Origin of the sequence: Heliomicrobium gestii, from assembly GCF_009877435.1 — a bacterium.
Lineage (GTDB): Bacteria > Bacillota > Desulfitobacteriia > Heliobacteriales > Heliobacteriaceae > Heliomicrobium > Heliomicrobium gestii.
Genome location: NZ_WXEX01000002.1, coordinates 1 through 12,990, shown reverse-complemented (window position 1 = coordinate 12,990; position 12,990 = coordinate 1). Strand labels below are relative to the sequence as shown.

General features: G+C 57.3%; 12 protein-coding genes. 4 read left to right on the top strand and 8 right to left on the bottom strand.

Going from position 1 to position 12,990, the window contains the following annotated elements; translation table 11 throughout:
• Positions 1–25 precede the first annotated feature (25 nt).
• From modD to modB, 3 genes are all read right to left on the bottom strand, one after another.
• The gene (gene modD / locus GTO89_RS02085) at positions 26–871 is read right to left on the bottom strand and encodes a ModD protein (protein ID WP_170294337.1); all 846 of its coding nucleotides are present in this window, start codon (positions 869–871) and stop codon (positions 26–28) included.
• Positions 872–968: 97 nt separating this feature from the next.
• Positions 969–2,075 (bottom strand): sulfate/molybdate ABC transporter ATP-binding protein, encoded by a 1,107-nt coding sequence (locus GTO89_RS02080; RefSeq protein ID WP_161260418.1) that lies wholly within the window; start codon positions 2,073–2,075, stop codon positions 969–971.
• Positions 2,021–2,770, bottom strand: a complete 750-nt coding sequence (modB, locus tag GTO89_RS02075; RefSeq protein ID WP_161260417.1) for a molybdate ABC transporter permease subunit — start codon at positions 2,768–2,770, stop codon at positions 2,021–2,023. Before modB ends, GTO89_RS02080 begins: the two co-directional genes overlap by 55 nt.
• A 387-nt stretch (positions 2,771–3,157) precedes the next feature.
• Between modB and GTO89_RS02070 the strand changes: the two genes are divergently transcribed.
• Both GTO89_RS02070 and GTO89_RS02065 read left to right on the top strand, forming a co-directional pair.
• Complete coding sequence (locus GTO89_RS02070; RefSeq protein WP_235920193.1) at positions 3,158–3,928, top strand: ABC transporter permease; 771 nt, start codon at positions 3,158–3,160, stop codon at positions 3,926–3,928.
• A 39-nt stretch (positions 3,929–3,967) separates the two neighbouring features.
• The gene (locus tag GTO89_RS02065) at positions 3,968–5,119 is read left to right on the top strand and encodes an ABC transporter ATP-binding protein (protein WP_235920202.1); all 1,152 of its coding nucleotides are present in this window, start codon (positions 3,968–3,970) and stop codon (positions 5,117–5,119) included.
• Positions 5,120–5,229: 110 nt separating this feature from the next.
• Here the strand turns inward: GTO89_RS02065 and GTO89_RS02060 are convergent, their stop codons facing one another.
• Both GTO89_RS02060 and GTO89_RS02055 read right to left on the bottom strand, forming a co-directional pair.
• Positions 5,230–5,385, bottom strand: a complete 156-nt coding sequence (locus GTO89_RS02060; protein ID WP_161260414.1) for a DUF1540 domain-containing protein — start codon at positions 5,383–5,385, stop codon at positions 5,230–5,232.
• Positions 5,386–5,487: 102 nt separating this feature from the next.
• Complete coding sequence (locus tag GTO89_RS02055) at positions 5,488–6,240, bottom strand: TerC family protein (protein ID WP_161260413.1); 753 nt, start codon at positions 6,238–6,240, stop codon at positions 5,488–5,490.
• Positions 6,241–6,682: 442 nt separating this feature from the next.
• Here GTO89_RS02055 and GTO89_RS17595 point away from each other — a divergent pair, with 442 nt between their 5' ends.
• Positions 6,683–6,805 (top strand): hypothetical protein, encoded by a 123-nt coding sequence (locus GTO89_RS17595; RefSeq protein WP_268894601.1) that lies wholly within the window; start codon positions 6,683–6,685, stop codon positions 6,803–6,805.
• Positions 6,806–6,918: 113 nt separating this feature from the next.
• Here GTO89_RS17595 and GTO89_RS02050 read toward each other — a convergent pair whose 3' ends face one another.
• A complete protein-coding gene (locus GTO89_RS02050; protein ID WP_161260412.1) occupies positions 6,919–7,278 on the bottom strand; it encodes a response regulator in 360 nt (119 codons plus the stop codon).
• 264 nt (positions 7,279–7,542) lie between these two features.
• Here GTO89_RS02050 and GTO89_RS02045 point away from each other — a divergent pair, with 264 nt between their 5' ends.
• Positions 7,543–9,564: a methyl-accepting chemotaxis protein gene (locus tag GTO89_RS02045; protein ID WP_161260411.1), complete on the top strand. Its 2,022-nt coding sequence runs from the start codon at positions 7,543–7,545 to the stop codon at positions 9,562–9,564.
• A gap of 100 nt (positions 9,565–9,664) precedes the next feature.
• Here GTO89_RS02045 and GTO89_RS02040 read toward each other — a convergent pair whose 3' ends face one another.
• A complete protein-coding gene (locus tag GTO89_RS02040) occupies positions 9,665–11,290 on the bottom strand; it encodes an MDR family MFS transporter (protein ID WP_161260410.1) in 1,626 nt (541 codons plus the stop codon).
• 352 nt (positions 11,291–11,642) lie between these two features.
• Positions 11,643–12,716 carry a YibE/F family protein gene (locus GTO89_RS02035; RefSeq protein WP_207708912.1) on the bottom strand — a complete coding sequence of 358 codons (1,074 nt, stop codon included), beginning with the start codon at positions 12,714–12,716 and terminating at the stop codon, positions 11,643–11,645.
• Positions 12,717–12,990 lie beyond the last annotated feature (274 nt).

Sequence of the window (12,990 nt, the reverse complement as noted above, 5' to 3'; positions counted from 1 at the left end):
CTTTTCTCTTATGGATGAGGCTGGGCTAGGCAGGCGTGATGGACACGCCCATATCCACAGGTTTGCCGAAATAGACCCAAGTGGTCGAGATGACATCGACGCCGGTCTGCGCATAAGCCGCCACATTCTGTTCGTTGATCCCGCCGGTGCCGATCAGCGTCACTGTTGGATGGACAGCCCGGATAGCCGCCACCATTTCCGACAGTTTCGCCGGAGGGACTTTGTCAAATTGGAGACCGTCGACACCGGCCTGGCACAGCCGCAGCGCCTGCTCCAGATCGGCCACTTCGACGATGATTTTCTTTTCCCTCGCCCGGGCGCGTATTTCCGTCATCATTGCCAGTAGACCGTCAATACCGCCGGTGAAGTTCAGGTGCTGGGCGAAGATCAGCACGGTCTCTGAAAGCCCTAAGCGGTGGGGAAACCCGCCGCCGGCGATGACGGCATTGATGGCTAGTTCCTTTGTGCCGGGAAAGATCTTCCGCGTCGTCACGATCTGAACGCGAGGGCTAACGGAGCGCCCGTGCTCGACCAGCCGCCGCGTCCGGGTGGCGATGCCGGAACTGTATTCCAGAATGTTTTGACAGACCTTCCAGGCCATCTGCAGACCCTTGGCCGGCCCGGCGGCAGCCAGAAAGACATCACCAGCCTTTACCTCCGTACCGGAAACGACCCGGGTGATCGTCTCGGCTCCCAATTTTGCCAGCAGGCGTTGCGCCACTTCCGTGCCGGCGATCACCGCCTGCTCCCGGCAGGTGAAGCGCATGAGCCCTTGCTGCTCATTGATTCCCAGGATCAACGATGTCAAGTCGATGTAGGGCACATCCTCCTTCAGCAGCCGCTCGATCGCCTCGTCGGTCATGTACACCATGCCGCTCCCTCCCTTTCCACCGCGCTTCCGTCGATAGGATCTCTCCCAAAGGGGCTTTGAAAATCGGAATAAAGCAAAAGCTCCGCCAAGGGGCTGATCAGGCAGGCCGATCAGGGTCGTCTGTGGCAGCGAAAAGCTGTTCAGGATCCAGATGAACCCACCACGGAAAGGGACGATCCGTGAGCCGGTTCCAGGACGTCTCTGACATATACAAGGACAGTCGGGTCCGCCCCTCAGTGGGGGAAGTATCGAAAGGGGCGTCGCCCGTCAGTTCCAGCAGCACCGTTTTCCCTTCAGTCATGTCGATCACCTGGCTTAACCGGCAGGGGAAGGTATTGACGCCGCCCGGGCCGTCGGCGATGCGCAGGTGCCGGGCGCGGATGCCCACATAGACGGACGACGGCGGGGGCGGCGAAGCCAGGTGTAGGGTGCAGCCCCAATCGAGCGCCTCCAGCCGATCGGACGAAAGGACGCGGGCGCGGGACAGGTTCTTGCACCCGGTCAGTCGGGCCGCCGTGATCGTCGGCGGCGCTTGAAAGATCCCCTTCTTCGAGCCGAAGGCCGATACGCGCCCTTTCGAGAGGATGAGCAGGCTCTGGCAGACCCGGTAGGCTTCGTCCAGGTTGTGGGTGACGAAGAGGGTTGCGCCGCTATAGTCGGACAGGGTCTTCAGCAGTTCGCTTTCCATCTGGCTGCGCAGGTGGTTGTCCAGGGCGGAAAAGGGCTCGTCTAACAGCAACGCGTCCGGATCGACAGACAAGGCGCGGGCCAGGGCCACGCGCTGTTGCTGGCCGCCTGACAGTTGACCGGGGAAGCGGTCCGCCAAACCCTCCAGTTGAAACTGGACGATTTTTTCCTCCAGCCGCCGGCGCTGCTCCTGCTGGGGAATGTCGAGGTAGTGTAAGCCAAAGAGAATGTTTTCGGCGACGGTCATGTGAGGGAAGACGGCGTAATCTTGAAACAAAAAGCCCACGCGGCGCTGCCGGCTGGGTAGGTTGATCCCCTTTTCTGAGTCAAAGAGCACCCGGCCGTTCAGGGTGATGCGGCCCCGATCAGGCGTGACGATGCCGGCGATGGAGCGCAGGATCATGGTTTTTCCGGAACCGGAGGCGCCCAGCAGGCCGAGGGGTTCTCCGGCGGTGGCAAAGCTCACTTGGAGAGAGAAGCCGGGAAATCGTTTTTCGATATCGACCGATAGCTCCATGGCAAGCGCCCCTTTGTCAGGAATCGGGCTGTCAGCACCGTTTGGATCTTGTTCCATTCATTGATCAGCAGGATGACGCCCAGGGAGAGGGTGACGATGATGGCGACCCAGAGGAAGGCGCGGTCCATATCGCCGCCCTCAGCCGCGAAAAAAATAGCGACCGGGATGGTCTGTGTTGTCCCGGGGATGTTGCCGGCCAGCATCAGCGTGGCGCCGAATTCGCCCAAGGCGCGGGCGAAGGAGAGGATGACGCCGGCGACGATGCCCGGCCAAGCCAAGGGAACGGTGATGCGCCAGAAGAGGGTCCACTCGTCGGCGCCCAGGGTCCGGGCGGCATGCAGGTAGTTGGGGTTGACCTGCTCGAAAGCGCCGCGGGCCGTTTTGTACATGAGCGGGAAGGCGACTGTCGTCGCCGCGATGACCGTGGCCGTCCAGGAGAAGATGATCGACGTCCCCATCTGGTGCAGAAACTGTCCGACAGGGCCGTTTTTCCCGAAGAGCAAAAGCAGAAAAAAACCGACCACTGTCGGCGGCAACACCAGCGGGAGCGTCAACAGCCCGTCGATCAGGTTTTTACCTGTACCCTTGTAGGTTGTCATCCAACGGGCGACGGCGATGCCGAGGAAAAAGGTAATCACCGTAGTGACCGTTGCGGTTTTTAAAGAAATCCAGATGGGCGTCATGTCGATGACCATGGCCATTCCCCCTGCATCGTCACTGGTGCGGTTCAGGAGCAGACGAGAAATTCGTTACGAAAAAACGGCGAGTTCAGGTTTCTGTACAGATTGAACAGAAACGACGAATCTCGCCGTCGAGCGCAGGATGATAAAAGGGAATAAGACAAAACGTGATGGAATCCTTACTCAAATGATAGTGGAAAGGACGTGCTATGTCAAGGGAAGTAAGGATTGACAAGCAAGGCGCAGATCATTATCATGTTCGCATAGCTCGTTTTTGTATGTTTATGTGCAGTTTTATCCGGTAGATAGACCAGTTCTGTCTCAATGGCGAGAGGCGCGATGCAGCGCACCATTCTGCCATTGAGTTTTTTTTGGAGAAAATCGATGAAGGAGGCGGGCGCAATGGAACGCTCCTTTCGGTTGATCTTTGTCCTGATGACCGGGTTCATGGCCGCTGTGTTCGGGGTGCTCCTTCTCTATGGGCAGCCCGGTCAGTTTCGGGAGGTCATCGCCAACCCTGAATTTCAGTTTGCCGCCCTGTTTACGCTGGGGACAACAGTCCTCGCTACCGTCGCCGCCGTGTTGGCGGCCATTCCCTGTGGCTTTGTGCTGGCTCGGCATTCATTCCCCGGCAAAGCACTCCTTGATACGCTGCTCGATCTCCCTATCGTGTTGCCGCCCCTCGTATCCGGTGTGGCCTTGCTGATCCTTTTCGGGCCAGTCCTGGGCAACGGCTTGTCCCGATTGGGGCAGGATGTCGTGTTTACCGCCCGTGGCGTTGTCATCGCCCAGTGGTTTATCGCCACGCCCTTCGCCATCAAGACCTTCAGTCAAGCCTTTGCCGCCATCGACCCCCGCTATGAGAAGGTGGCTCGCACCCTCGGTCATACATCGTGGCAGACCTTTTATCGGGTAACGCTCCCGATGGCGCGAAAAGGAATCCTTGGCGGTGTCGCCATGACCTGGGCGCGGACCCTCGGTGAGTTTGGCGCCACGGCCATGTTGGCGGGTGTGACCCGGATGAAGACGGAGACCCTTTCTGCCGCTGTTTACCTTAGCGTGTCTGTCGGCGATCTTCCCTTTGCACTCACCACGGCTACCGTGCTCTGGTTGGCCGCTCTCACCGTGTTGGTGATTTTTCGTGGTGTCACAGGCGCAGGGATGCGGACATAACGCAACTTTTTGAAAAGGGGGGCCTTTCGATTGGAGCGCATGGAGAAAGAACCGGGATTATTGGAGGCAAAAAACCTGAACCTGTCGGCGGGAACCTTTGAATTGCGTGATATCACTTTTCAGGTAAAACCGCAGGGATATCTGGTCGTCGTGGGACCGACAGGATGCGGCAAAACCTTGCTTCTGGAAATGATCGCCGGCATTCGCGCCGCCACGGGCGGATCGCTCTCTTTTAATGGAAAAGACATTACCGCGCTGCCGCCGGAACGGCGCCGGTTTGGTCTCGCCTACCAGGACAGCCTGCTGTATCCCTTCTTATCGGTTCGTGAGAACATCCTCTTTGGGGTGCCGAAGGAAGAAGGCGTCGATAGTGATAAAACCAAAAAATCGCTGGAAGCACTGGCCGAATCGATGGAAATCGCTCACCTCCTGGAGCGGTTTCCCGGGCACCTCAGCGGAGGGGAACGGCAACGGGTTTCCCTGGCGCGGGCGCTGATGACGGAGCCGTCGCTGTTACTGTTGGACGAGCCCTTGTCAGCCCTCGATCCCCGGACACGCGACAAGATGCAGGAATTGCTGCGCCGCCTTCATCGGGAACGGGGGATTGCCGTGATCCATGTGACTCATGATTTTGGGGAAGCGATCCGGCTGGGAGACCAGATGCTGTTGATGCGGGAGGGAAGCATCGAGCAGGATGGAGCGCCGCTGGATATGTATGACCGTCCGAAGACCCTCTTTGCTGCCCGATTCATGGGGATGGACAACCTGATTCCTGTCACGACCGATGGGGGAGACGGACGCCTCAACGATGTCCAATGCCGGGACGGACGATTTGTCGCCGAGTCCTTCGATTGGACAACCGATGGAGGGGGAAAGGGAGCAAGCAACGAAGCGGCAACCCATCAGGAAGGGTGGCTCTGCGTCCGGGCGGAACACATCAAGGTGACGCCTCCCTTTTGTGACCAGACCAAAGCTCCCGCCGGGCGAAGGGTCAACCGCTGGTTATCGGTGGTGGACGAGGTAACCATGGAAGGCGCGCAGGTGATGGTGATTTGCCGGAGCAACGAGGTGTGGCGAATCCGCATGTCTTTGCGCGAATGGCAGGATTATCCCCTGTCTCCGGGTGCGTTGGTCGAATTGACGGTTGATGTGGAACACACATGGTCCATATTTGAGAAAAACAGAACATAAATGTCGTAATAGATGGATGTGACCGATTCCACTACAAAAGGGCGTAACAAAGGGGTTGTCTGGTACATGAGACAACCCCTTGACATGGGAGAGCCTTTGAGAGAAAAAGGTCACACCTTTTTCGGAACGAATGTTTCGCAGGCCGTATCGTCAGAGATGCTGGTCATGTGGTCAGTGACACGGGAGCGAACCTTGATGGTCGATGCCTGGCAGATCTCGCTGTTGTTGTAGTGGCACTCCTCAACATTGCACCGGATATGCGACAATACGCTCACCTCCTCCGACCGTAGCATGCCCCCGTGATCGCCCTTTATGCCTTCGTTCGCCTGGTGCGTCACAGGCCGAGTGTCGTCCTTGTATTATGGGGGTTACAGGATCTGCGCTTCTCTGCCCGCGGGCTTCCGCTTTTTGCGGTCATTGATGAACCATCCCGTGATCAGGACGATGGCCGTGACGGCAGCCCCGACAGCGGATTCGTTGAGCAAAAGAGGCGGCATGCCCAGTGTTTGCAGGCTCGACAAGAGGAGCGGGTCGTGAATCAGCATCTTGCCGGCCGTCCAACCTAAGATGCCGGCGCCGCCGTAGAGGATGATCGTATAACGGTCAAGGAGAGCCAGGAAGAGGCGGCTGCCGTAGACGACGAGGGGGATGCTGACGAGCAGGCCGAACCAGAGCAGGCCCGGTTTGCCATGGGACACGCCGGCAACAGCGACCACATTGTCTAGGGACATGACGGCGTCTGCCATCACGATCGTCTTGACCGCCTGCCACAAGCGATTGGGCGCATCCACATGATTGTGGTCGTCCTCTTGTATCAAGAGTTTAAGAGCAATCCAGACGAGGAGCAACCCACCTGCCGCTTGCAGCAGGGGCACCTGCAACAGATAGATGATGACTGCTCCGAGGACCATCCGCAAAGCGATAGCGCCAAGGGTGCCCCAGATGATGCCCCGGGTCCGCAGTTCTCTCGGCAGGTTCCGGCAAGCCATGGCGATCAGGATCGCGTTGTCGCCGCTCAGGATCAAATCGATGAGGATGATGCTCCCGATGGCCAGCCAAAAGGCGGGCTCGGCAAAATCACTCCATTTTATTCCGCTGATGCTCCCCAGGAATTCCAACATGCGCACTCCCTTTATCATGAATCTGACTTATGTAAAAAGACCTTTGATTCAAAGTGCGACTTTGAATCAAAGGTCTTGCTGGTCTTAGAACCCTGAGGGCCAGGCCTTTACAAGCCGGCTGTTGACCCGTCAGCAGTGAGCTACTCCCCTTTGACACCTTATGCGGAATTGTAGAGGTTATGTCTATGCTTTGAGTATAACGGATAATTTCATTGGAGGCAAGTGCCAAGTCGGGAAGATGAAGGCAAAGGGCAATGCATAGAGAGGGAAAACGCTGTCTATTCAGGATAAAGCGGGATATGGGAAAGAAGAGAAGCCGCAAGAAATGGGCGGCAGTGGGTTGTTTTCTCAAGAACAGGGTTGACAGGACGCACATTGGAGGCGTATACTTCTAAATGAAAACGGTTCTCAATGAACCGCCTGACGAAAGGAAGTATGCAACATGTTTGAATGGTTCTTCACCGATGACATCGCCCAATACAAGATGGAGCAGATGCTCCGAGTCAAATCGCTGGAAACATCCAACATCTCGGAACTGAAAAAGCCCTGGAAATTCGGAAGTTAATCAGCGAAACAGCGGAAGGCTGCTGTGATGAACATAAAAAGAGGCAGCGCCATCGTCGTCGATGGCACTGCCTCTTTTTCGCTTTTCACGATGTCTTTGAACACTCGCTTCAATTATTCGAGCACATTCCCGACCGTTTTGAGCACTCGCTCCTTCTGAAAGGGTTTGACGATAAAGTCCTTTGCGCCGGCGGTGATCGCCTCTACCACCATGGATTGTTGTCCCATGGCGCTGCACATGACGATTTTGGCCTTGGGGTCGAGGGCTCTGATCGCCCGGACAGCGCTGATGCCGTCCATTTCGGGCATGGTGATGTCCATCGTGGCCAGGTCGGGCGCCAGTTCTTCCCACAGTCGAACGGCTTCGTTGCCGTTGGGCGCTTCCATCACGTCATAGCCCGCTTCCTCCAGCATCTTTCGCAAGGTCATTCGCATAAATGCGGCGTCGACGACGACGAGGATGCGTTTTTTCAACGGTGTTCCCTCCTTCGAATTGCAAATGTGAAAATCGAGAAAAGGTAGAAAATGGTGAAGATGTTATGAACAAGAACAAATGGCGGAATTGTGATTGTGTAAAAAGTTGCAAGGTGCATTAATTGATTATAAAATGGTTATGGCAGAAGCGTCAATCGCTCCTGTGAAAGCAGCCCTTTTGAAACCGCGAAATCGTTCAATCGATCCTTTAATCGCACTTTTAAAAGATAGGAGGCGGTTCCTATTTCGCTCCGGTATAAGATTATGGCTACCATGGTGACGTTGATCATCCTCACCTCAACGATGCTCGGCCTGTTGGCTTATAACAGGTCGGCCGACATCATGTTGGCGCAGATCAAGCGAAGCATCAACCAGATCGGATTGACGGTAGCCGAAAACATCGTCCGCGAGGGAGAGGGTTGGAAAAAGCGAAGTGAGATGGTGGCGCTGAAGCAAACCGTTAGCGACTTGCTTCTACAGAACGCTTTGCCCGGAAGCGCCGAAAAAGCCCGGTCACTCATCATGAGTGAGACGGAGGAACTGAAAAGAGTGATTCAGGCGGCGCCAGAGCTAGAGCATATCTTCATCGTCGATGCTACAGGTCGGATCGTTGTCGACACGGATCCCCGTTTGATCGGCGTGAACATATCGGAAAGGGACTACTTTCGAAGAGCCATGTCGACTGGACAAACGGTCATCAGTGAAACGCTGACCTCAAAATCAACGGAAAGTCAGATCATCGTCTATCAAGCCCCTGTCAAATCGGGAGAGGGGAAGCCGATCGGAGCAGTTGGTTTCGCTGTGTTCGCCGATAAATTGACCTCTGATCTGTCGAAACTGCGCTTTATTGATGCCGATAGCAGTTATGGCTTTTTAGTGGACAAGAAGGGGAACCTGATCACCCATCCGGACAAAAGAATGCTTGGAAAACAAGTCCCTGTCCAGGAGATTAGCGACCTGGTACAGCGCAAGGGAGCCGTTCAGGAACTGACGCCGGGATACCTCGAGTATTCCTTTGAAGGCGCCCAAAAGTTGGCTGCCTATGTGCTGATTCCGGAATTGGATTGGACCCTCGTTCTGACCGGCAGTGTGGATGATATGGAAAAACCGGTCGAAGAGATGGGGCGCTTCATTCTGTTGCTTTCTCTGGTGATGACAGCGCTCTCCGCCGGCGTTGTGTGGCTGCTCGCCAACCGCTTTCTTGCACCTGTCATAACGGTGACAAAATTGATCGATCAGACAGCGGCATTTGATTTCCGTGAGGATCAGAAAGGTTATGATCACCTGACAGGCGCCAAAGATGAAACGGGGGCCATGGCGCGGGCCATGCTGACTATGCGAAAGACCATCGGCGCGATGACGGCCCAGATCAGTGAGTCAACTGAGGCGATCCGGCAAAACGCCCGGTCGGTTCAGGAAAATATCGGCCAGGTTGTCGACCAGGCAGGTCGCGCTTCGGCGGCCACGGAAGAGCTCTCGGCCGGTATGGAGCAGTCGGCAGCATCGACAGAGGAGATCACCGCTTCCGTCGGCGAGATGGAGAAGGCGGCTCACTATGTCGCTGTCAAAGCGAGTGAAGGGGCGGATTTATCGCTGGAGATCAATGGGCGCGCCGAAGATTTGCGGAATTCAGCCCAGCATTCCTATGATCAGGCTCAGGTCGTTTATGAAGATGTCAAAGGACTTGTCGAGCAGGCCATTGCTGAGTCACAAGCGGTGAACCAGATCAACCAGTTAGCTGCGGCGATCCTGCAGATCACCGAGCAGACGAATCTGTTGTCTCTGAACGCGGCCATCGAGGCGGCGCGAGCCGGCGATGCCGGGCGGGGCTTTGCCGTTGTTGCCGAAGAGATTCGCAAGCTTGCCGACCAGTCCTCTCGGGCAGCCGCCGACATTCAAGCAACTGTCGGCGCGGTCAACGGAGCCGTAGCGAATCTGTCTGGCAGTTCCGGAAAAATGCTGCGGTTTTTTGACGAGCAGGTGTTGGCCGATTATGGCCAGTTGATCGCTGTCGGCAGCCAATACAGGGATGACGCTGTGTTGGTCAAGGCGATTATGGACGAATTTTCTGCTACCGCCCAGGAACTGAATGCCTCTGTGACAGAGATCGCCAAAGCGATCCAAGAGGTGACCCAGGCTGTCGACGAAGGCGCCAAAGGCGCCGAGGAGATCGCCGAACAGTCGGCGGCCATTGCCCAGACGGTCCAGGCCATGATGGAACGGACCGATGATAACGTCCGCAGCGTAGAGAGGCTGAACCGTTTGATTGAGGGTATTCGACTGTAAAAGGGAAAAACAGTCGTCAACAAAGCGTCGTCTCTGTTACAGGGGCGGCGCTCTTTTTTTGGTTGGCCTGTTGAACGGTAAAACCGGCGGGCGCCCGCCACTAGCGTGGGCCTTTTTCCAGCGCCGGCTCAGCGCTTGCCTGCCGCTCCGCTTCTCCGGCGATATCCCTCCCTTTGCCAGTGGCGGCCTGGGAGATGCGGATCGTGGGAAGGAAGAGGGTAGTGAGAAAGCTCAGCACCGTAGCGCCGGCGGCTGTCCAGAAAACGGCGTGGATCGATGCAGCCAGGGAGGATTTGATCACCGGTTCGATGAGCACACGGAAGGATTCGGGGATCCGGGCCATCACATCGCCCTGGAGCAGCATGGAGTAGAGCGACTGGGGGTTGGTCTCCAGCAGTGACCGGATCGGCTCGACGACGGGTCGGGTCACGGCGGGGGCCTGGGCGAGCAGGGGCAGGAGATCCTGCCGGAGGGACTGCCCGGACACCTGATTCATCACAGCGCCGAAGAGGGCTACACCGAAGGTGCCACCGATGGAGCGAAAGAATTGCCCTGAGGCGGTTACGGCGCCAAGCAGGTGGCGAGGGAAGATCTCTTGCAGGGCGATGGTCAGCACAGGCATGACCAGGCCCAACCCAAAGCCGATGATCACCAGGTACAGCGACGCCGTCCAACGGGTCGCGCCGACACCCAGGGTGGTTACCAGCAACAAGCCTGCCATCATGATGAGCAGGCCGCCCAGAACCTGCGGCTTCACGCCGAGGCGGAGCAGCGCCCGTCCCCCTAGGGTGCTGGCGACGATCATGGACAGCATCATCGGCGTCATCGTCGTTCCCGCACCCGATGCGGTTACGCCGACGACACCCTGCATGAAAAGGGGCATGAACATGATGGCCCCAAACATGCCCATGGTCATGAAAAAGCCGATCAGGTTTAACAGCACATAGGATCTGTTGCGGAAGAGAGACAGCGACAGGAGCGGCTCCTCGGCCCTTTTTTCCGCCCGCAGAAAGAGAAGGAGGAAGACGGCGAAGCCGGCGAAAAGTCCGGCGATCTGCCAGGAAAGCCAGGGATATTCGGTCCCGCCGAGGCTCAGCGCCAGCAGCAGGCTGACCATGGCGATGGTGAAGGTGGCGATGCCGTTGTAATCGATGGGCGCTTTCCCGCGGATCCGCTCATCGCGCAGGCCGAGGGCGATGAACAGCGCCGCTAGGAGCCCGAAGGGGAGGTTGATGTAAAAAACCCACTGCCAGGCCAAATGGTCGACAAACCATCCGCCGATCTGGGGTCCGATGATTGAGGAGAGGCCGAAGATACCGCCGAAGACACCCTGGAATTTAGCCCGTTCCTCGCCGGTAAAGATATCGCCGATGATGATCAGGGACATGGGCATCATCACCCCGCCGCCGATCCCTTGGAGGGCGCGGTAAAGAATGAGCCGCTCCATGGAACCGGCCAACCCGCAGAGGGCCGAGGCCGCCATAAACAGGCCAAGTCCAAAGAGGTAGACCGGTTTGCGTCCAAATTGATCGGCCAGTTTCCCGGCAATGGGTACGACGATGGTGGAACTGAGCATGTACGCTGTGGCGAGCCAGGCCATCAGCGGAAAACCGCCCAGTTGGGCGATGATGGTCGGCATGGCCGTTGATGTCACCGTCTGGTCGAGGGCGCCGAAAAACATGGCTAAAAAGAGTCCGATCAGGAGCAACGTCCGGTTTTTGTTCATAGGGTCACAGGCCACCTTTCCTTATGAATGGAACGGTCGCAGCGCTTTCATTACTTTCCGTCAGAGAATACCATCCTATGCGCTGGCTCGCCCATAGCTCGACGTCGCCCTGTTGCTGGATTGTGGTGAAGGAGACAATAAAAAACAGGGGCCGGGGGCAAGGTAATGAAGACGGTAACGGAGAGAGGGGCAAATCGCGGCGTCGTCGTTCCCTTCCACCAAGGGGAGGGCGAATCGGCCAGTGCCGATCAACATCTTAGAAAAGGCGCGAAAAAAAAGGCCGCTGATTTTCAGCGGCGCAGGGATGTTAGTGTGGGGGTAGCTTCCATGTGGGAAAGAAGATGGCATTTCGTCAATCGGCAGTGCGCTTGTCCTCGTCTGCGCTGTCTGTAGCAGTTCCGGAGCTTGAAAGCAGAAAGGCCGAACAGAAGGCCGTTACGGGGATACAGAGGATGAGGCCGATGGAACCGGCGGCGGAGCGGATGATCTCGCTGACGAGCAGGTCGGAGTTGATGATCTTCAGGGCTGGCGTCTCGTAAGCCATCAACAGGACGAGGAGGGAGAGGGCGCCGCCCACATAGGCCAGGATCAGGGTGCTGGACATCATGCCCATCGTGTCGCGCCCCACGTTCATGCCGGCTTGCCAGAGTTCTTTCCGGCCCACAGTCTTGTGCAACTGGCGGATCTCCTGGGCCGCCGAAGCGACGGTCAAACTCGTATCCATGACGGCCCCCAGGCTGCCGATGAGCACGCCGGCAAAATAGACGCCCTGCAAGTCGAGGGGCGGTCGGTTCGGGATGGCGAGCATCATCGTGGCGTACTCAAACTCGATGCCGGTGATGCGGGCCTGTTGCCCCGTCAGATAGGCCAAGAGGCCGGCGGCGATGACGCCGGCGATGATGCCGGCCACAGCGGCCAGTGATTTTCGATTCAACCCGCCGATGATTGGGGTGCCGATCAGGCCGATGACGGCGCAGACGAGAGAACTGGCCAGGAGCGGGCTTTGCCCCTTCAATATGGCCGGGAGCAGTACGTACCAGATGAGCACGCCCGTCAACGCCAGGGTAACGAGGGCGGCGATGCCGCGACGACCGCCGAGAACGACGATGAGCACGACAAAGATCGCCGCTACGGTGAGGATGGGGCGGTGCCGGATCAAATCCTGAATCGCGGCGCCCTGCAAACGGCCCTGAGCGTCTAGGGTGCCGTAGACGACCACCTCTTCGCCCGGATGGAGGTAGATGCCGTTATAGGGATTCTGCAGGTTGACGCTGTTGGTGATCACCTGTGTCTGCCCTTGAAAAGGCGGGTCGAGCAACTCCACCAGGAGGGTTTGCCGCAGCAGCGATGATGGAGCGTCGGCGTTAAGGGGATCCGCTTCCGGATACTCCGCCAGTATGGAGGCGACCTTCCCTTTCAGATACATCTCTTGGGGTGGTTCAAAGGCGGCATCATTAGGGCTGTTAGGGGAGGGGCTCGAAGACGGTGTAGAGGCCGATGGCGCAGCCTGGGCAACGAAAGCAGGTTGTCCCAGCATAACGCATACGAGTAAAAGTATCGTTAATCCAGTACGCCAAAACGGCGGGAGACAACCTGACAAGGGAGATTTCAAAGTATGTGCCCTCCTTAGCAAATAACCCTTTTTATGTAGATATCATTATAGCATTGCCGATGGGAGGGTGAGTTTATTTTTCAAATAA